The organism is Fodinibius sp. (assembly GCF_034521915.1).
In the GTDB taxonomy this organism is placed as follows: Bacteria; Bacteroidota; Rhodothermia; order Balneolales; family Balneolaceae; genus Fodinibius.
The window spans coordinates 128334-148534 of the sequence record NZ_JAXHLU010000004.1; the positions used below are offsets into that span (position 1 = coordinate 128334).

A 20201-nucleotide genomic window follows, 5' to 3' on the forward strand; every position below is an offset into this window, starting at 1 on the left:
TGGATTATTAACGGAGGGATTTGTCGCTCACCTGCTCCCAAAGCATACTTATAGCAATCCCCACAATAACAACGACTACCGTCCCCAGTGGATTTAGCCACAAGTATTCAATGGCTTTGGTAAATCCTTCCGGGTTTTCTTGCCAGGGTAAGATCAGTTGCCAACTTCCTGTTTCTGGATGTTCAAAGAGTCGGTCGAAGAAAAATACAGTAATCATTCCCGAGATAAGTCCTGTCAACGCCCCGACTCCGTTTGCACGTTTTACCCAGAGTAGCAGGACAAAAACGCCCAATATTGAGCCGTAAAAATAACTACCTACCTTGTTCACCAACTCAATTATCGAACGCGTTTCGCCCAGAGCCAGGGCCGCCCCGGTTGCCAGTACCCCCCAGAGTACGGTCGTAAACCGTGAGGATTTGAGATACCATTTTGGACTCCGATCCTTAGAGTCCAATCGTTTATACCAATCCACAATCGAGATGGTGGCAAGGGCATTGAGCTCACTGTCGATGCTTGAGAGGGCAGCAGCAAAAATCCCGGCTACAATAAGTCCGATAATGCCGATGGGAATCTCGTTAAGAATAAAATAGGGTAGAATATAGTTCGTATCATTTCGGCTGGATTGGGTAATCTTTTCCTGCCGCTCTAGCTCCGATTCGCGGACTTCGTTGAGATGTCGATCTGCCTCTCGAAAAGCCTTGGCATTTTCGGGTGTTTGGCTTTCAAGTAGATCTAAAGCAGCTTCCCTGCGTTGCAAGTGAGTGGCCTGATATTCTTGTTGTAACATTTCTCCAGCAATTTCGGTCTGTTCCGTTTCGGCCACGGGATCGGTACTGTGAAAGGTGATAGGCGCAGATCCAAAAATATAGAATACATAAAGCATCACGCCCAGCAACAGGATAAAAAATTGCATCGGCACTTTAGCATATGCGGAAAGTAGTAGCGATTTTCGGGCATCGTTCAGCGATTTTGCTGTAAGGTAGCGCTGCACCTGACTTTGATCAGTGCCAAAATAGGAGAGCATTAAAAAGAGCGCCGCAAAAACACCCGTCCAAATATTGTACTTCTCGCTGATGTCGAAGCTAATATCGAGGGCATCCAGCTTGCCCAGCGTTCCCGCAAGATAGAGCGAGTCACTGAAATCTACATTCGGTGGCAGCTGATGATGAATCCAGTAAAAACAAAACCCAAGCCCAAACATCATCACCGCCATCTGTTTTACATCGGTGCGAATGACCCCGCTGATACCGCCGACCATAGTATAAAGTGTAGCGGTAATCCCAATAATAAGGATGGTAGTCGACAGCGGCAGGTTGAGCAGTACGGCAAGTACATACGACGGAGCCGCAATAATAATTCCCAAACCCAGGCCGCGTGACATCAGAAAAAGAAAGCTGGTAAAAAGCCGGGTGGAAAGACCGAAGCGCTCCTCCAGCACCTCATAAGCGCTAAAGTTTTGCAGTTTATTAAAAAATGGAACTAGCGTCATGCAGAGAATGATCATCGCAAAAGGTACCGCCAGATAGATCTGTACAAATCGCATATCCTCCACATATGCCTGCCCCGTAGTACCGATAAACGTAATAGCCGAGGCTTGGGTCGCCATCACAGAAAGTCCCATGGCCCACCATGGCATCGAGCGGTTAGCAAGGAAAAATCCCTCAATATTTTCACTCTCCTTGCCGTAACGAGTCCCATCCCAGATGGTATATCCCAGAAATGCGATCAGAACAAGCCAGTCAATCCAGTGCATAACAGCTAAATAGGGAGGTTAAAAAAGTATGTAAACAGCCCCAGCAGCAGGATGTAAAAAAGACCAATCCAGAAGACACGCCAATAGTTTGGTTGGGATTTTTCCGATTTTTTCTCTGTCATAATCTCTCTGGCTTAAAAGTTACCTGTTATACCTCGCTTGCCACATCCTTAAGTACATCATATAACATAGCAATATCTCGCTCATCATTATACACATTGGGTGAAATACGAACTGCCGAGCCCCGAACCGATACATGAATATTATGTTTATCGAGTTGATGCTTTAATTTTTTTAGAGATACAGACGCTGGCAGCCGGATTCCAAACATGTGCCCAGCTCGCCATTCGGGATCCTCAATTTGATATCCGTAGTCGGGTAAACCTCTCTCTATATCGGTTGTTAATTGCTCGCAATACGTTTGGATGTTTTGAGGGTCCCAGTCCAAAATCTGCTTTAGCGCTTCAATCATCATGGGTACTAAAATAAAATTGCTCCGTTCGCCCATATCAAATCTCACAGCCCCCGGCTGATAGTCATCTTCATAATCCACTAGTCCGCTAAAATCTTCGCTGTTTTTACGGACGATCCAGCCCTCTTCAAGAGGAATACCGTCCTGCAGGCGTGGCCCAAAATACCCAAGCGTAATGGCATAGGGACCCATCAGCCATTTATAACCGGCACAGATCAGGGCATCAGCCTTAATTTCTTGCACGTCGATGGGCATAGCTCCAACCGATTGTGTGCCGTCAATAACAAAATAGGCATCATTTTTTCGGGTCTTTGCGCCAATGGTTTTTAGATCGAATAGTGTGCCGTCTGTCCAGTGAACATTGCCGAGCGCAACCAACAGCGTATCTGAGTTGATGGCATTCATTATTTTCTCATTCCATAGTTGTCCGCGATCTTCGAAATCTTCCGGTGGATCTACTACTTTTAGCTTACAGTCGTGTTCATTACAAAATCGCTTCCACACGTAGACATTACTGGGAAATTGTTCGCCCGCTATAACAATCGTTTTGCCCTTGGCAGGATCAATATTCTTGGCCACCGTTGCAAGACCGTACGAAACGGCAGGCATAATTGCGATGTCTTTCGCATTGGGAGCATTTACGAGTTTCCCGAAAAGTGATCGCAGTGTATTACTATCCTCGAAAAAATGATGGGGTGTTGTTTCCCATGGGCGACTTTTTCCCTTCATGCCCTGTATACCGGCTTGTTCCACTTTGTTTAGCAGTGGCGATAAATACGAACAGTTCAGGTAATGATGATTATCGGGCAATGAAAATAGATGTTTCTGACAGTCCATCTTGATATTGAATGTGATAAAGTTAAATGTTGAAGGATTTTATGGTAAACTTTTAATATTCAACCTTCAACTTTTTCAGCAAGCTGATCGGTAATTCGAAAACTTTCCGGTCCAAATTGAAAGAGCACATCCAAAATGCAGCACCAGGGTTCAAACCCGTCAAAATGTTGGTGATATTCGGGATGTTCGAAGTCGGGATCACTTTTTTGCTCGGCTTGCCGCTGATAGTGGCGGCTATCGTGTTCCTGGAATAGGGTATCAGCACCCAATCGTTGTGCCAGCACATCGGGATTGGCATCGTAATCCGGAAGCTCACTGGCCAGCTCATAGTCAATACTGATATCCATAAAGCGAAACAACCTTTGTTGAATATATAGAATAAACTCTATCAGGTAAGTGTACTCGTAGGCGGATTTAAAATCCGCTTTAATTTCGGGCTCGTAAAAATCATAGTAAATACTGTTGCGATAATTGTATTCCAAGGTGCGAAGCAGCGGAGTTACCCAATCTTCGGAGTGATCCATACGCACATCTTTGACTGCTTTTTTTCGGTCTTCGGTGCGGATGGGAATATTAATCCATTGCGTGCCTTCGGGCGTACGAATTTGTGCCCGGTGAATACGGCTCTTGCGCGACCAGCGCTCCACATCCTGTAAAATAATTCGGTCGGCCTGCAGTATGGCAGCTAAATCGTAGAGATTGGGAGCAAATTGTGGGGTTAAGAGGGCTAATTTCATGATTGACGAGTGAGGAGTAATAAGTAATTTGTAAGGAAAATCTTAAAAACTGGTCTTACTATAAAGATAAAAGTAATAAGTGTTATATGAGCAATTATCAAATTGGTAAATATATTCGTAAAGTAAACATGCGCGTTTGGAATCTCAAAGTTTATCGGGCTGCTTTGTATTTGTCTGATCTTTGTTGGAAAGATACTCAAATGATTAAAGATCAAAGATATTTTTCTTTGGCAGACCAATTGTATAGAGCTGTTGGTTCAATAAGTGCAAATATTACAGAAGGTTATTCGAGAAATTCCCCGAAAGAGAAAGCCAGGTTTTATGAAATAGCCTTGGGTTCTGCGAGAGAAAGTAAGGGTTGGTATTTTAAGAGTAGGCATATATTAGGTGGAAAAACGGCCTTGCATCGGATAAAGTTGTTAACTTCTGTGATCAAATTATTACTAAGGATGATAAATGAGAAAAGATCTTCTGCCAAGATTTCAGAAAAAGAAGTAGGTTATTTGATATCCGATATCGAGGGTAATTTATAATAAGGATTTAACTCATTACTTATCACTTGTTATGATTAGCACAAGTGCCCCATAAGCCTTATTTTTCGATGCATTGAACAGAAATTTTTTTAATCCAATTATCCAGATTATGGAAGGTAGTGTACGTGTACGTTTTGCGCCGTCACCCACAGGTTTTTTGCATATTGGTGGGCTCCGTACGGCACTTTATAATTATTTATTTGCGAAGGGTAACGACGGAATATTTGTGCTCCGTATTGAAGACACCGATCAGGCTCGCTATGTAGAGGGGGCCGAAGAAGATATCCACCGCTCTTTGAGTTGGGCGGGTATGGAAGTCGATGAAGGCCCAGAAAGTTCCGGTGATGTAGGTCCGTATCGACAGAGTGAGCGTAAAGATATTTATGAAGAGTATGCTGAGCAGCTTGTTGAACAGGGCAATGCCTATTACGCTTTTGATACTCCTGAAGAACTTGATCAGATGCGGGAGCGGTTGAAAAAGTCAGGAAATCCGTCGCCCAAGTATGATGCTATAACCAGAATGTCGATGAAAAACAGCCTGACGCTTCCCGAGGAAGAAGTTGAGCGGAAGCTGGAAGAAGGCGAAGAGTATGTAATTCGTTTAAAAGTTCCGCGGCGCGAAACGATTCGTTTTGAGGATGAGGTTCGCGGGTTTGTATCCTTCGAAAGTAAAGGATTGGACGACCAGGTTCTGCTTAAGTCCGATGGAATGCCGACCTATCACTTGGCAAACGTAGTGGATGATCACCTGATGAAAATATCACACGTAATCCGTGGGGAAGAGTGGCTCAGCAGTACGCCCAAGCACATTTTGATGTACGAATATTTTGGCTGGGAGCCGCCCAAGATGGCGCACTTGCCGCTGATTATGTCGCCCAGTGGAGGAAAGCTATCCAAGCGAAAAGCTGAGACCGAGGGTATCCCAATCAACACAAAAGATTATATTGAGCAGAAGTTTGAGCCGGAAGCCTTAGTTAATTTTTTGGCGTATCTGGGATGGAGTCCGGGCGACGATTCGGAAATCCATTCGCTGGAAGAACTTTGTGATTTGTTCTCACTGGATCGCGTAAGTAAAGGTGGGGCAGTGTTCGATTATGATAAGTTGATTTGGTACAATGAGCACTACCTGCGCGAAAAGTCGGCTGACGAGCTATGGCCGCGCGTGCAGGAGCTTGCAAAGAAGCACGGTCTTGATCCCGATGAGGAATATATGAAGCAGATTATTCCACTGATGAAAGAGCGCGTTAGCAAAGTCGAGGACTTTGTTACGATGGGACGATTCTTCTTTGAGGATCCCGAGGAATACGAAGATAAAGCGGTTAAGAAGTGGAAAGATAACAGTGCTGAGCTTCTGGAAGCTTATGTCGAAAAAATTGAAGACCTCGACGAAGATGAGTTCGAAGCCAAGACCCTTAAAGATAAAATCAAAGAAGTGATTGAAGAATACGATGTCAGTTTTGGACCCGTGATGATGCCACTGCGCGTGGCCGTATCAGGAATGGGCTACGGACCTGACCTAACGCCAACGATTGAATTGCTTGGCAAAGAGACGACCATCCGTCGCATTAACACAGCTATCGAAAAATTGGGATAGTTTAAGCCAAACTTGGAAATAGATTATAAACCCTGAAGGTTTTCGAAACCTTTAGGGTTTTACTTTTAGATAATTCAAAAAGCTGGCGCACCAGAGGTACGCCAGAAGAATATATGTTTTAAGTCATTATTGTCTGACTTTATTTCTGATTCAACGGTAATACTGTTGTATCATCCCAAATAATCCACAATTCTTCGGCAAGCCTCCTCCAATTCATGCTCCTTTTTGGCAAAGCAAAACCGTAGCAGGTATTTACCGTCATCAGGATTGGTAAAAAAAGATCCACCCGTGACTGAACCTACTCCAGCTTCTTCAATCAGTGTAGAGCACGCTTCTTGATCATCAGAAAAACCGGGGCGGTCCCGAAGTGGTTCAAAACTCGCGAAGACATAATAAGCACCTTCCGGCCAAGGGACGTCAAAGCCCACTTTTTCAAGTGTTTTGCAGATGAGGTTACGTTTACGGCTGTAGTCCTGAAGTAATTCTTCATAATAATCGTCGCCTGTGGGATAGCCGTCTGCTAATCCATGCTGAAGTGGAGTAGGAGCACAGATGTAAAAAAGATCACTCAACAGACCCATCTGTTCAATAATATGCTCAGGACCAGCAGCATAACCCAGGCGCCAACCGGTCATATTAAACGTTTTGGAAAAACTGGAAAGAGTAATCGTTCGTTCAAACATATTGTCCAATGAAGCAAGAGAAATATGGGAGTGGTCATCATACGTCATATACTCATAAACCTCATCGGTAATGGCATACAGATCATGTTTGGTCATCAGTTTCCCCAGCTGCTGAAGTTCCTGTCGCGACCATACTTTGCCGGATGGATTATTGGGAGTGGTTATGACAATTGCTTTAGTCTTGGCTGTGATAAGCGATTCCAGCTTATCAAAATTTATGTCCCATTCCGGCGGATTCAGGAGCATCGTTTCCTGTTTTATATTTCTGAGCTCTAGAATTTTGCTGTGATATCCGTACAGGGGTTCAAAGAGAATAACCTCATCGCCGGGATCGAACAGACCAAAAGTGGCAGTTACAAATGCTCCGGTGGAACCGCTGGTAACCAAAATATTGTCTGGACTACGAACCGGGATATTGTTAAAAGATTGCACTTTATCGATAATACGTTGTTTAAGAGAGTCAATTCCACCAAAAGGAGCATAGATGGATTTGTCGTTGTCAATTGCTTTTTTGGCTCCTTCTTTGATGGAATCCGGTGCCGGCATATCACAGATGCCCTGGCCCAGATTAATTCCATCTACGGCTTTTACGCGGGCAGTAATCGAGCGAATATCACTTTGGATGAGTGCTTCGGTTATGGATGAAAGTGGCTTCATAATGTTACTGGTTGATTAAAATGTCGATAATTTCGGAATACCTTGATAAGGACTGAGTTATGAGAGGGCTTTGATAAAATTTTTTATGTTATGCTGAACATTTAGTTCTGAACTTGATTCAGGATCTCTTTCAGCATCTGATGCCAAGTTATGGTTAACGCTTTTTAAATAGTGTTCATCTATAGATCTTAATCCCAAAAGCTTTTGCAACAGGATGACACAATTTTCAAAGTTCCTAAAACTTCATGGTTTGTTTAGAATTATCAAATTTCTCCTCTATTTTTTTCGATTAATTATGCCGGATATTTTAGATCCTGTAAAAATTTCTGGCAAATTATTGTAGAGATTGTATTTTCACTGATCAATTGTGCGTTTGGTACTTCTCAACTAAAAAAGCTAATCAAAAATTGATTCAATGAAGCGTAAAGCACTGTTTGTATTAGCGGGTATTTTTTCAGTATTGCTGTTGATAAATTTTGGCTTTGCTTCTCCCGGTGCTGCACAAGCTGCCGAGGAAACTGCTAAAACGGGTATCGAAACTGGCAGTTGGCTCAGTATTTTGCCACCCCTCGTAGCTATTGGCATTGCCCTTATTTTTCGCCAGGTCCTTTTTGCCTTGTTTTTAGGGATTTGGTGTGGTGCCTTTTTAGCCGGAGATCTCACATTTGGCGGTGTATTTTCCAGTTTTTTTACAGCCCTCCACGGTTATATTGTACCCGCAACCGCTGATGAAAGCCACATGAGTATCATTATCTTCACTATACTCATCGGTGGTATGGTTGGTATTATTACCGATAACGGTGGAACGCGGGGGGTCATTGAGCGCATAACGTCTTTTGTCAAGACCAAGGTGCATGGCCAATTGATGACTTCGTTGATGGGATTTGTAATCTTTTTTGATGACTATGCTAACACCATGGTTGTGGGCAGTACTATGCGTCCGTTAACTGACAAGCTACGCATATCGCGAGCAAAGCTGGCCTATTTGGTAGATGCTACCGCAGCTCCGGTAGCTACAATAGCCCTTGTAAGTACCTGGATAGGGGCCATGGTCGGCTTTATTTCAGATGCCTCATCAAAAATGCCCAACTTTAATGAGTCGGCCTATGCGGTCTTTCTGAGTTCATTACCGTATAATTTTTATGCTTTCTTTACGCTTCTTTTTGTGATTTTAATCGCTTGGTCGGGACGTGATTTTGCCACCATGCTCACCTCGCGAATCAATCTTTATAAGGCGAAGCACAATCCTGATCTCGATACTTATAACCTGTGGAAGGATAAAATTGAGGACGATGAGAAAACGAAGAAAGTATCACACTGGTCGAATGCAGTAATTCCAATTATAACCCTTGTATTAGGTACAATTGGAGGTCTGTTTATTACAGGAGAGGGAAATTCTATTCAGGCGATTATTGAATCTGCAGATTCGTACAAAGCATTGCTCTGGGGATCGCTTATTTCTGTTACCGTAGCTATTATTATGACTCTTTCCCGAAAATTACTGGAAGTTGATGAGATGCTCGAAGGTATGTTGGAGGGGATGCATACCATGTTTGACGGACTTCTGATTTTGGTATTGGCCTGGGCGCTCAGTGCTCTTACCGTTGAGCTTGGCACGGCCGATTACCTGATGAGTGTGTTTGGCGAAACGCTTAATCCTTATTGGATGCCGGCTATTGTGTTTATCCTATCAGCTCTTACAGCGTTCGCTACCGGATCGAGCTGGGGAACAATGGGAATTTTGATGCCACTCGTGGTACCGTTAGCCTGGGATATCGGCAATAATACCGGATTAGAATATGCAATGACGGCCGAAATTATTTATGCCAGCGTCAGTTCGGTATTGGCAGGATCGGTTTGGGGTGATCACTGTTCTCCTATTTCGGATACCACTATTCTGAGCTCTATTGCTACCCAGTGCGATCATGTAGAACACGTTAATACGCAACTTCCTTATGCGATGGTTGTTGGAGGAATCAGTATTGTGAGCCTAATTGCAATTATGGTGCTTGGCGTCCCGGCATGGATTATTTATCCCGCAGGAGTGGCGATCATCGTAGCCATTATTTTCCAGTTCGGTGAAATTCCCGATCCCGAAGAATATACGCCTGATGGTAAAGAGGCGGCCAGTACATCACTGGATTAATTATTGTAGATAGCACGAGCGGACGCTCGCGCTATTACAGCTATTATTTATTTTTTAATAAAGACTATGTTCAAGTAACTAATGGCGCAAGCGTCCGCTTGTGCCATTAGTTTTGAATAGCAAGAAACACTTGCCATAATTACTTTTCTAAGGTAAATAGAATTAAAAAGTCATCAAGATGAGTAGAAAATATAAAATCTATGATCAAAGATACCCTTATTTTATGACATCAACAGTTGTTAATTGGATTGATATCTTCACCAGACGGGAATATCGAGATGTTATCGTAGAAAGTCTTAAATACTGTCGGGAAGAGAAAGGGTTATTGTTATATGCTTATTGTATTATGACGAATCATATCCACTTAATAGTTGGGACAAAAGGGGAGAAAGTGCAAGATATTGTTAGGGATTTTAAGAGCTTTACCTCAAATCAAATAAGAAAAATTCTGGAGGATAATTTACAGGAAAGTCGAAAAGTATGGATGTTACAGATGATGTATGATGCTGGTAAAGAAAGATCAAATAATAAAGACTTTCAATTTTGGCAACATCACTTTCATCCTATTCTGTTGGATTCCAATGAGTTAATAGATCAAAAATTGGAATATATTCATCAAAATCCGGTTAAGGCAGGTTTTGTCAATAAGCCCGAGGATTATTTATACAGTAGCGCTAAAAATTATGCTGGGCAGCAGACGGTTATAGAAATTGATTGTTGACCAAAAGGCTTCAGCGGACAGTATGTCATTGGATTAGGAAAAATAATTTGTACGAGCGGACGCTCGCGCTATCTTTTTATTTGGGATTGTTGGTTGGTAGATGGAAGATTTTGTTCAGTGAACTATCTAATACTATAGAGGAGTAACGGAATATGAGCAAAGATTTATAGTTAAAAAGTTCTTTATAGTAACTCAAAATGGCGCAAGCCTGCCTTTGCCGAAGCGTAGCATACCATACTAAAAATTGAATTTTTACTGTTGGCTACGCGTAGGCAAGCGTCCGCTTGTGACAGTGCCATTCTGAATTCTTAATAAAAAAGGTTTTACACTTTTGCTTTCCATACTTTTGGATTAATGAACTACTCCTCTATCGAAAATTGGTACTGGTTTTCTTCTTCGACTTCCATTGTTCCCGGCTTAAATCGACGTTCTGCAAATGTAACTTCTCCATGATCGTCAATCAGTAAAACGGTAGAGCAGCGTGTGCCGTAACCGTCACTTTTAATAAAGATCGGCGAAACTTTCTTTTCTACCTCCTTGGGAATTCCGGTATCCGGTAATTCTTCGTCCGGAGCTTCGCGATCATCTGCCAGTAGATCAAATATATGTTCCGGAGCAATAGAAGTATCATTTATCAGGGACTGCAGTTTTCTTTTTGCGAGACGAACTTTAGGCCATGAAGTTTCCAGCAGGTGATTGCTGAGGCCATATAATCCCGAATCTAAAAAAAGAATCTCGTCTTGTAGGTTGGAGTAATATCCCAATTGGTCTAACGATCCCGCTAACAAATTAAAGCCCATGTATTGATCAGCGCGGGATTGTAAATTTGAAAGATAAACCGGTGCATTTTCATCGGTTTGCAAGAAATTGAGCACTAACTTTCCCCGACTGGGTGGATTTTCTTTTTCAATATCAGGATCGCGGTAGTTGGTTACGGCTGAGAACTCTCCTTTCTTGTTAATTCCCATCCACGTACCACCGGCTCTTAAATCTTTACCGGCTAAGATATCTGAGTTTTTATTCCAAAATTGAGCCGATTGCGAAGGTCGGTCATAGTGTTCGTCTCGGTTAGTGGCAAAAATTAACGGATATTGGGGATGTTGCTTATATGAGAATACAATCAGACACATTTTTTAACCGGCAAAAGTATAAAGCAGAAATTTACGTAACAATTTGGCATATTCGTGCGTGAACACAAAAGTAATATTTTACATAAAAAAACTGCATGTCAATTATTCATAAAAAAACTGCATTTGGAGTCGGGGACTTTGTTTTTATTGCAGTGGGATTGTTATGTGTGTTTGGATTTTTTTTGAACTATCCATCACAGGAGCCGCGTAGTATTATTTCAACAACATTGAGCCAGGATTCGGTCAAAGTAAAGGCCAATCAGGTTGTTCGTGATTTAGGATATTCTCTTGATAACCGGCAAGCATCAGTTATTAGATTTCAGAGTAATACCGACTTACTTGACAGTTTGCAGTATGATAACGGTCGCCAGTCATTTATTCGTACAGTATCAGACTCTATGCCACCGGGCTTACATCCTTATTATTGGGATGTCGACTTTTCTAATGCAGAGAATAGCTCCCAACCCGGTGAAGATGGGAATGAAAATATAAGTGTACGTCTTGATGGACAGGGACGCTTGATTGAATTTTTTAATCCTGAGAATAGTCTTCCGAATCGCCCTGTACATCGCAGAGCTCTAATTCACGCTTTTGAAGCGGAGCCCGATTTAGATCTATGGAAGACGTTGCCTGATTCGGCCTGGGATAGGGTGCTCCGATTTGATTTAGATGAGGATTACAATAGTTATTCGACCTCTGACTCAGTGGATATCGAAGATAGCGATCGTTCACATACCTTTACACGAGTTAATATCGAACGATTAATGGATTATTATTTGCAATATGGGGGTTGGAAGACTACTCCATTCGAGTTTTCGGAAATCCAGATTGAAACTGTCAACTCTCAAGCTGTTGCAGATGTGACTGTTGATGCAGCAGCTCCTATAATGGGCCAAGATGTCCGGATTAATGCCCGTCTTCTTTCCAGCGGAGCGTTATTAAACTTTGATGCCAACTATAATCCGGATAGTACTGAATCCGATATGCCGGGTCTGTTAGAAATTAGCAGGTTATCGATGATACTAATTTTTGCCCTTGTCCTGATAGTTCTGTTTTATTTCCGGATTCGTTCTCGCGCAATTGATACGCAATCGGCCTTGATTGCCGGTATTTTGACAGGTTTGACCGTGCCGGCAACAATCTTTTTACAAGAATGGGAAACAAGTACATTGATGAGTGGAAATGGGCAGTCGGTGGACTTGCTGGGATTGGCACTTCAAATGGGGTTTTCCGGTGCTTTTACATCGGTAGGGGTGTTTGCCCTTTTTGCTGTCGGGGATTCGATTATGCGTCAATACTGGCCCCAAAAATTGTACACCTATGATTATCTCCGCCAGGGAAGCTTTTTTAATAAGCCTATCGGGGAAATGATTTTGCGATCGATGGTATTGGCATTTATAGTATGTGGGATTTGGACCATTGCGCTCTCTTTTGCTCCCAATTTGTTTTTTGAAGTCGAACGCACTTTTCTTGCCCATGAAGCAGCCTGGTCACCTATTTATCTTTTTCTAAACAGTTTTTGGTTTAGCTTATTATTTGCATTGTGCATTTTTGCTGTTGCAGCAACACAATTTTATGGTTCTCATAAAAGAAAGTGGCTTTCCTCATTAGTTATCATTCTTGGTGTTATTTTGATTATACCTACGTTCCAAAATGTTGGTCCGACTATGCAGGAGATGATACTTTTTGGGATTTTGGGCATCGTTTTCACCGTTATTTTTCTAAAGTGGGATATTCTGACGGTCTTTTTTACCCATTTTATCTTTGTATTAATGCTTGAATCTTCAAGCGGTTGGATTGTAAGTGGTTCACCGGATCTGTCGGCATTTATTCTGTTGCTAATCTTTCTTTTTAGTAATGCTGTTGCAGCCGTATTATTCATAGTCAAGGGAGATAAAGAGCAGTCCCTTTCAGGGTATGTACCCGAATATGTAGAAGAGCTGGCCCAGGAACAGCGAATTAAACAGGAACTTAGAATTGCGCGTGATGTACAACAGTCTTTCTTACCTGTAGAAACCCCGCGGTTTAAGAATTTGGATTTAGCGGCAATTTGTAAGCCGGCATATGAGACAGGCGGTGATTATTATGATTTTGTTCAACTGGATGATCATCGTATTGCAGTAACAATTGGAGATGTGAGTGGCAAAGGAATTCAGGCTGCATTTTATATGACCTTCATTAAAGGAATATTGCAAAGCCTTTGTCATGAAATAGATTCCCCGGCCGAGATTCTGAAAAGAGTTAATCGATTGTTTTATGAGAATGCCCAGCGAGGAACATTTATCTCGTTAGTGTATGGGATTATAGATCTAAAAAAGAGAACGTTTCGTTTTGCTCGTGCCGGTCATAATCCAATATTGAGAGTGGGCGGCAACAATACGAATTTAGAAGAGTTAAAACCCAAAGGAATCGGTATTGGATTGTCGAAAGATCGTTTTGATGAGCATTTGGAAGAGGTTGAGTTATCTATAGAGGATAAGAATGTGCTTGTCCTTTACACCGATGGAATTGTTGAAGCTATGAGTGAGTCTGAAAAATTTTATGGTACAAAACGGTTAAATATGATGATAAAACGGAATGCCCGTAAATCCGCTAAAGAAATTTTAGACCTGGTAGCTAAAGATGTAGGCTCATTTATTGGCAAGGCGAAACAGCACGATGATATGACCATAATGGTTATGAAATTGAAAGATCAGAAAAAAAATAGGGTCCATTAATGAAATTTGCATGGAGTTTAAGAGGATTTCTCATTGGCTTATTTGTATTACTTTTTGGAGTGTTTCCTGCTACAGCGCAGCAGGATATTAATTGGAAATCACTTTCCGAAGCCCAAGAGCTGGCCAAAGAAAATGGTAAAAAAGTGATGCTGTTTGCCGAAGCCGAGTGGTGTGGATATTGCAAAAAAATGCACAAAGAGGTGTTCCCCAAACAGACCGTGCAGGATAGTCTGCACAAATATTTTTATCCCGTTAAGGTTGATATCGAGTCGGATCGGAAAATTGTATTTAATGGCAGTTCCCTCACCGAACGACAATTGGCCCGGCGGTTCAGGGTTAGTTCTACGCCCACATTTATTTTCCTGGATCAGGATGGTAACACCATTGGGAGACAGCCCGGATTTTTGCCGACCAATATTTTTGATAAACTTGTGGCTTTTGTGGGGTCAGATTTAACGGGGAAACAATCGTTTAAACAATACCTGAAGAAACATGGAGTGGATATTAATCGATAGTGTGGCAATGTAAAGACATTGAGAGGCATTTGAAAAACCTTACTGTCATCGCGAATGTAATGCGGCGATCTCCTTTTATTAACTCTGATTGGGAGATTGCTTATCAAGCTCGCAATGACAATCTTAATTTTCCGGGTTTTGCAAAGGCCTCAATGAGATATTCTATATATTAAAGCAATAGAAATAAAGTATAAAAAGTTTTTGAGATGGTACTAAGTCAGGCTGTTGAAGATTATCTGAAGGCGATATATACGCTGGAAACAGAAGACAAAGGGGCATCAACAACGAAGATTGCAAATTCACTGGATGTGTCATCGGCGTCGGCAACCAATATGGTGAAGCGGCTGGATAAGATGGGATTAGTCGATTATCAGTCATATAAAGGAGCGCGTCTGACGGATTCGGGCAAGAAGATTGCACTCGAGATTATACGTCACCATCGTCTGCTTGAACTGTATCTGTTGGAGGTGATGGGTTATTCCTGGGATGAGGTGCACGATGAGGCCGAAAAGCTTGAGCACCATATATCGGAACGCTTTGAAGATAAAATTGCCCAGCTTCTTGATGATCCCACCCACGATCCCCACGGAGATCCCATTCCCACCAAAGATGGATTAATGCCCGAAATGGATGCGAAACCTCTTGTTGAGGGAGAAACAGAGCAAAAGTATATCGTAAGTCGGGTAAAAGATCAGGATCCGGAATTATTGCGCTACCTTGAAAAGATTGGTTTGCTGCCGGGAGCACAGATTATCGTAAAAGAAAAGGCTCCTTTTGATGGACCGGTTACCTTGCTTGTTGAGAATGATGAGCAGGTAGTTGGCAATGATGTTGCCAAAAATATTTTTGTGGCTGAGATGTAATATTTCTTCTGAAAGAATATTGCTAATACAACTTAGAAGCGATTCTCTCTGAGTCGTTTATTTCACCAAACTCATAATAAAAAAAGCCCGCAGGAATCCACGGGCTTTTTTATAAAGATAAGTTGAAGGATGATCTATTTATTTTCTAGAATTATTTTCAAGGCTTTTTCTTCAGCAGCATTGCCAAAGGTGTCATAAGCCTCCATTATATTATCTAATTTAAAATGGTGGGTGATTAGCTGTTCGGGTTCCAGCTTGCCGGACCCTACGGTTTTCATAAGCATCGGGATAGTATAAGTGTCAACCAACCCTGTGGTCATTGTGATATTTTTAATCCACAGTTCTTCCAGCTTAAAGTCTACGCTGGTACCGTGTACACCTACCACAGCAACTTGTCCGCCGGCTTTGATAATATTCTGGCAGATATCAAAAGTGGCAGGAATACCAACAGCTTCAATAGAAACATCCACTCCCTTATCATCAGTTAGTTCCATTATTTTGTCGACCGCATTTACGTCACCGCTGTTGACGGTATCAGTAGCCCCAAATTCTTTAGATACTTTGAGGCGATTGTCGTCAAGATCAACCATGATGATTTCAGCGGGAGAATAAAACTGAGCGGTTAACAGGGCGGCAAGACCAATGGGACCGGCTCCAACAATGGCTACAACATCTCCCGGTTTTACTTTACCGTTAAGTACGCCCACTTCAAATCCCGTCGGTAGAATATCACTGAGCATAACCAATGCTTCCTCATCGGCTCCTTCCGGAATGTGGTACAGGCTTGTATCGGCATGTGGAATACGAACATACTCGGCTTGTGTTCCATCAATAAGGTGACCGAGAATCCATCCACCGTTTTCGCAATGGGAATACATCTGTTTTTTACAATTATCACACTTTCCACAAGCGGTAATACAGCTTATGAGAACGGGATCTCCTTTTTTGAAATTGGATACACCTTCACCCACTTCTTCGATAATACCTACCCCTTCGTGGCCGAGCGTAGTTCCATCTTGAACGGCAGGAACATCTCCTTTCATAATATGTAGGTCGGTACCACAAATGGTTGTTTTGGTGATTTTGACGATAGCGTCAGTTGTTTCCTGAATTTCGGGTTTTGGTTTTTCTTCGTAAGTGCGATTGCCGGGACCGTGATAAACGAGTGCTTTCATAATACCTACCTCTCATATATTTAATTGAGCATCTTGATAATCTTTTTAAGGATGCCCTAATTACTTGTTTTACCTTTTATAACTGCAATAGATGTGCCATAGATGAACCGGCAAAAATTATTTTATAAAGTCGTTTGAGCGTAAATAGGAGCTGTTTATTGGGAGACAAGAGATCATAAAAAACAGTACCAGTTAGAAGGTATTGCAACCGTGCAATATAAAGGGCTGAGAATTTCGCAAAAGTGCATAAAAAAGGGATCGACCATTTTAGATCGATCCCTTTTTAACCGAAGTAATAGGTGGTTTATTCTTTGTTATCAATTTGATTGAGTAGTTCGTCAACAGCCCGCTTAAGCTGCTTATCTACTCCCGTACGGTAATCGGGCGGATTAATCACCTTAACATCGGGGACAGCGGGTTGACGATCCATATTTGCATTCGTGTTTTTGACAAACCAGCCTCTAAATGGCAAACGTATGTATGATCCGCCCATTAAGCTTGCGCCACCGGTGGATATTACTGCCCCGAACGTTGTTTCTCCCACTAATGTTCCCAAGTCAAGTTGCTTATATGCGTGAGAAAAAATTTCGGCATTGGAATAGCTATTTTGATTGGCCAGCGTTATTGAGGCATCGGTCCAGCTTGAGAGGGGCAAGCGTTCTCCGAAGGGATAGTGCTCGCGGAATTTGGTTTTATTTTTTTGAAGATTGTTCGTCGCTCCCCGAGGAATTGTATAAGCGTGCTGACGATATTTTAACACCGTTAGCAGGTAATCGGTCGTCCAGCCGCCGCCGTTGTATCGCACGTCGATAACGATTCCTTCCTTGCCTTCGCCGGTCGCCACGAGCTCACGTTCAAAACGTTCAAAGCTGGGCCAGTTCATCCCCTCAACATGGATATAACCCAGCTTTCCATTTGAGTATTTTTCCGTTAGCTCTTTACGCTTCTCAACCCATTCATTGTAAAGTTGATCTCCCAGGCTTCCGGTAGGTTCAATAACAATTTCACGGCTTTCACCTTCAGAATTTTGGACTTGCAGCAGAGTTGGAGTATCAACTCTGTCAGATAGCAAGCTGTAATAATTATCTACTTCAGCCACTTGTTGCCCTGCAACGGCCGTAATGACATCTCCCTCATTTAGCGTGCTCATCTCACGATCAGCAGGAGAGTTGGGAACCACGCGAACGACACGAACTCCATTGTTAGCTGGCTCAACCTCAGCGCCAATAAGTCCGGTGCGCGTTTCTTGCGTTTCGGCGCGATCCGATCCGTAAAAGCCCATGTGGCTGGCATTGAGTTCACCGAGCATCATGTTCACAACGTCTTCGAAATCCCGATCAGTGGAGGTCTGCATGGCCCATGGTTTATAATGTTCTTTGAGGGCTGTCCAATCTTGGCCATGAAAATTTGGATCATAGAAGTTGACATTGAGTTTTCGCCATGCCTCCTCAAAAATCTGCTCACGCTGTTTATTATGGTTGATTTTCGTGCTTGCTCGATAAGGCAGTTGCTCAATGCTGTTTTTATCCAGATCATAGCGACCGATTTTACCGCCGCGTTGCATAAAATAGAGGCTATTTAAATCAGTGTTTAAGCGAAGGCTATAGGGATTTACTCCTTGATCTGTAAGAGCGGAAATTTCACTGCCATCCCATTTTGCTTTGTAGATGTCTTCATCAGCATCGTCGCCTACAAAATAGAATGTTTGTCCATCTTTGGAGATTGCAATATTCGATTCGTCACCGGGCATTGAAGTAACCTGATGTAATCGTTTGTAGAGACCATCGAAGTCGATTGATACATTAACTCCGACCGTATCTTCCGGGGATACCTCTTCAGCCTTTTCACTTTTATCCCAGTCGAGTTGTGTGCGCTGCCAGTCACGTTTGTTGAGCCAGGCAAACCAGACATCATCATCGCCGTTATTGCGATTTGACAGAAATGCTACTTTGCTTCCGTCGGGACTCCAAACAGGATCAGTATCGGGACGCGGATGCTTGCTTATATTGACCGGCTCCTTGGAATTGTCTGCGGGATGGATATAAATTTCATGATTAAAATCGAGATCGGGCATGGAGTACGCCAACCACTTGTTGTCTGGACTCCATGCTACATCACTGGCCTCGGCCCATCCATTATCTGTTAAAATAGTTTCTTCACCGAGATCGTCTCGGCCGCTAATTTCTGATACCACCAGTTGCCCGCGGCCGCGATTGAATGCTACTTTCTTCCCGTCAGGCGAAACCACGGGATTGCGTTCGCCCATTCCCGTATCGGTAAGCTGCTTTGTTTCAAATTGGAGACTTTCAAAAAGATCGTTGGTACCTTTTTGTGACGGCCTAATTGAAAAGAGATCATATTGACCTTTACGATCGCTGGCAAATATAAGCGTAGAATCATTTAAAAACGCCACATCACGATCGCGATAGGCATGATCCGTTACTTTGACTGAACGCTGCTTGGAGGGATCGTTATGCTTGACAAAAATTTCGCCTTCGATTACAAATGCCAGCCAGTCTCCACTTGGAGATACATCGAACTCTTGGGCATCTTCGGTAAAGGTTTTCTGCTCGATATTATAAAACCGCTGGTCTTGGGTAACATCCAGTTTTAAGTGCTGACTGTTATCCTCTTGCGGATTTAGCGTATATAGACCGGTTTTGCGTTCGTAAACAATGCGTTGTTCTTCATCATCAATATCAAAATAGCGAATGCCATCATCTTTGTAATCAGTTACGGCGATGGGTGAATAATTTGGGCTGCCGTCATCATTGATTTTCATTTTGTGAATATTGTGTGCCCCGTTTCTTTCACTCAAGAAGTAAAGCGTTCGGCTGTCGGTAAAAGTGGGATACATGTCATTCCCTTTAAAATCGGTGAGCTGCTGATAGCTTTCGTTTTCCAGGTCATAGAGCCAAAGATCTTTATTTGCCGATCCGCGATACCGCTTGCGAAATTCGCGATTATAGCCTCGAACAAATACTAAAAATCGTCCATCGGGACTCATCTCCGCCATCATCCCAAAAGAATCAAAAAATCGGTCGGGAGTTCCGCCCTCAGCACCGACGGTATGAATTTCCGGTTCCCACTCTACCTGGTTGAACAATCGATTGGTGGTGAATATAACGCTGTTGCCGGGCGTCCATCCGGTTAATTCGTCATCGGTAGAATGATAGGTGAGTCGTTTAATCTGACTGCCGTTTTCATCCATTACAAACAGATCGTCATTTCCATGACGATCGCTGGTAAAGGCAATCTTGTTGCCTCCCGGACTCCATTCGGGATAGGCCTCATACGCTTCGTGCAGAGTCAGTCGCCAGGCGCGTCCACCTTCAGCCGGGACGGTCCATATATCCCCTTGATATGAAAAGGCAATCGTAGAGCCATCGGGACTGACAGCAGGAAAGCGGGCAAAAGGTTCATCTGATTGGGCAAGTGAAGCTGTAAAAAGTAAACATACGATACCAACGGTAAGAAATAACTTTTTCATAATCTGGCGGTTAATTTAAAAATAGATCTGAGTAGCTTTTAATTGATGAATAACTATCTGAAAGTAATAAAATTTATTATGTAAGAGATTTTAAACAGAAGCAAATGTACAAAGGTATAAGGCGGAAAATTTTAAAATTATGATAAAGTATGGGAGCCGTAATTAATAGTAGGCCAAT

The 20201-nt window shown here is 42.6% G+C and carries 14 protein-coding genes; 7 read left to right on the forward strand and 7 right to left on the reverse strand.

All coding sequences use genetic code 11. From position 1 onward, the window contains the following. Positions 1-7: 7 nt before the first annotated feature. The 3 genes from U5J89_RS03200 to U5J89_RS03210 form a co-directional block, all read right to left on the reverse strand. Entirely contained in the window at positions 8-1753 is a 1746-nt protein-coding gene (locus U5J89_RS03200) for a sodium:solute symporter (protein WP_322574161.1), read from the reverse strand. Positions 1754-1901: 148 nt separating this feature from the next. After that, positions 1902-3062, reverse strand: coding sequence for an aminotransferase class V-fold PLP-dependent enzyme (locus U5J89_RS03205; RefSeq protein WP_322574162.1), 1161 nt, complete (start codon positions 3060-3062; stop codon positions 1902-1904). Positions 3063-3121: 59 nt separating this feature from the next. Continuing rightward, on the reverse strand, positions 3122-3799 hold the full coding sequence (locus tag U5J89_RS03210) for a WbqC family protein (RefSeq protein WP_322574163.1): 678 nt from the start codon (positions 3797-3799) through the stop codon (positions 3122-3124). A gap of 86 nt (positions 3800-3885) precedes the next feature. Here U5J89_RS03210 and U5J89_RS03215 point away from each other — a divergent pair, with 86 nt between their 5' ends. Continuing rightward, complete coding sequence (locus U5J89_RS03215) at positions 3886-4332, forward strand: four helix bundle protein (protein ID WP_322574164.1); 447 nt, start codon at positions 3886-3888, stop codon at positions 4330-4332. Between the two features lie 109 nt (positions 4333-4441). After that, complete coding sequence (gltX, locus tag U5J89_RS03220; RefSeq protein WP_322574165.1) at positions 4442-5926, forward strand: glutamate--tRNA ligase; 1485 nt, start codon at positions 4442-4444, stop codon at positions 5924-5926. A 170-nt stretch (positions 5927-6096) separates the two neighbouring features. Here gltX and U5J89_RS03225 read toward each other — a convergent pair whose 3' ends face one another. Beyond that, complete coding sequence (locus U5J89_RS03225; RefSeq protein WP_322574166.1) at positions 6097-7266, reverse strand: pyridoxal phosphate-dependent aminotransferase; 1170 nt, start codon at positions 7264-7266, stop codon at positions 6097-6099. 415 nt (positions 7267-7681) lie between these two features. Between U5J89_RS03225 and U5J89_RS03230 the strand changes: the two genes are divergently transcribed. Then, the gene (locus tag U5J89_RS03230; RefSeq protein WP_322574167.1) at positions 7682-9412 is read left to right on the forward strand and encodes a Na+/H+ antiporter NhaC family protein; all 1731 of its coding nucleotides are present in this window, start codon (positions 7682-7684) and stop codon (positions 9410-9412) included. 178 nt (positions 9413-9590) lie between these two features. Then, positions 9591-10133, forward strand: a complete 543-nt coding sequence (locus U5J89_RS03235) for an REP-associated tyrosine transposase (protein ID WP_322574168.1) — start codon at positions 9591-9593, stop codon at positions 10131-10133. 359 nt (positions 10134-10492) lie between these two features. Here U5J89_RS03235 and U5J89_RS03240 read toward each other — a convergent pair whose 3' ends face one another. Next, positions 10493-11263 (reverse strand): NRDE family protein, encoded by a 771-nt coding sequence (locus tag U5J89_RS03240; protein ID WP_322574169.1) that lies wholly within the window; start codon positions 11261-11263, stop codon positions 10493-10495. Positions 11264-11358: 95 nt separating this feature from the next. On the opposite strand from U5J89_RS03240, the gene U5J89_RS03245 reads away from it, so the two are divergent. The 3 genes from U5J89_RS03245 to U5J89_RS03255 all read left to right on the forward strand — a co-directional run bounded on the left by U5J89_RS03245 (position 11359) and on the right by U5J89_RS03255 (position 15358). After that, a complete protein-coding gene (locus U5J89_RS03245; protein WP_322574170.1) occupies positions 11359-13980 on the forward strand; it encodes a PP2C family protein-serine/threonine phosphatase in 2622 nt (873 codons plus the stop codon). Beyond that, positions 13980-14495 carry a thioredoxin family protein gene (locus U5J89_RS03250; protein WP_322574171.1) on the forward strand — a complete coding sequence of 172 codons (516 nt, stop codon included), beginning with the start codon at positions 13980-13982 and terminating at the stop codon, positions 14493-14495. Before U5J89_RS03245 ends, U5J89_RS03250 begins: the two co-directional genes overlap by 1 nt. 206 nt (positions 14496-14701) lie before the next feature. Then, a complete protein-coding gene (locus tag U5J89_RS03255; protein WP_322574172.1) occupies positions 14702-15358 on the forward strand; it encodes a metal-dependent transcriptional regulator in 657 nt (218 codons plus the stop codon). Positions 15359-15492: 134 nt separating this feature from the next. On the opposite strand, the gene U5J89_RS03260 is transcribed toward U5J89_RS03255, so the two are convergent. Next, positions 15493-16533 (reverse strand): zinc-dependent alcohol dehydrogenase family protein, encoded by a 1041-nt coding sequence (locus U5J89_RS03260; protein WP_322574173.1) that lies wholly within the window; start codon positions 16531-16533, stop codon positions 15493-15495. Between the two features lie 304 nt (positions 16534-16837). Then, entirely contained in the window at positions 16838-20023 is a 3186-nt protein-coding gene (locus U5J89_RS03265; protein ID WP_322574174.1) for a S41 family peptidase, read from the reverse strand. Positions 20024-20201 lie beyond the last annotated feature (178 nt).

What these genes read in the sequence shown, in the direction of transcription:
- U5J89_RS03215 (WP_322574164.1), top strand. Translation starts at nt 3,886, where the DNA reads ATGAGCAATTATCAAATTGGTAAATATATTCGTAAAGTAAACATGCGC.
- U5J89_RS03240 (WP_322574169.1), bottom strand. Translation starts at nt 11,263, where the DNA reads ATGTGTCTGATTGTATTCTCATATAAGCAACATCCCCAATATCCGTTA.
- U5J89_RS03225 (WP_322574166.1), bottom strand. Translation starts at nt 7,266, where the DNA reads ATGAAGCCACTTTCATCCATAACCGAAGCACTCATCCAAAGTGATATT.
- U5J89_RS03205 (WP_322574162.1), bottom strand. Translation starts at nt 3,062, where the DNA reads ATGGACTGTCAGAAACATCTATTTTCATTGCCCGATAATCATCATTAC.
- gltX (WP_322574165.1), top strand. Translation starts at nt 4,442, where the DNA reads ATGGAAGGTAGTGTACGTGTACGTTTTGCGCCGTCACCCACAGGTTTT.
- U5J89_RS03235 (WP_322574168.1), top strand. Translation starts at nt 9,591, where the DNA reads ATGAGTAGAAAATATAAAATCTATGATCAAAGATACCCTTATTTTATG.
- U5J89_RS03210 (WP_322574163.1), bottom strand. Translation starts at nt 3,799, where the DNA reads ATGAAATTAGCCCTCTTAACCCCACAATTTGCTCCCAATCTCTACGAT.
- U5J89_RS03230 (WP_322574167.1), top strand. Translation starts at nt 7,682, where the DNA reads ATGAAGCGTAAAGCACTGTTTGTATTAGCGGGTATTTTTTCAGTATTG.
- U5J89_RS03200 (WP_322574161.1), bottom strand. Translation starts at nt 1,753, where the DNA reads ATGCACTGGATTGACTGGCTTGTTCTGATCGCATTTCTGGGATATACC.
- U5J89_RS03255 (WP_322574172.1), top strand. Translation starts at nt 14,702, where the DNA reads ATGGTACTAAGTCAGGCTGTTGAAGATTATCTGAAGGCGATATATACG.
- U5J89_RS03250 (WP_322574171.1), top strand. Translation starts at nt 13,980, where the DNA reads ATGAAATTTGCATGGAGTTTAAGAGGATTTCTCATTGGCTTATTTGTA.
- U5J89_RS03260 (WP_322574173.1), bottom strand. Translation starts at nt 16,533, where the DNA reads ATGAAAGCACTCGTTTATCACGGTCCCGGCAATCGCACTTACGAAGAA.
- U5J89_RS03265 (WP_322574174.1), bottom strand. Translation starts at nt 20,023, where the DNA reads ATGAAAAAGTTATTTCTTACCGTTGGTATCGTATGTTTACTTTTTACA.
- U5J89_RS03245 (WP_322574170.1), top strand. Translation starts at nt 11,359, where the DNA reads ATGTCAATTATTCATAAAAAAACTGCATTTGGAGTCGGGGACTTTGTT.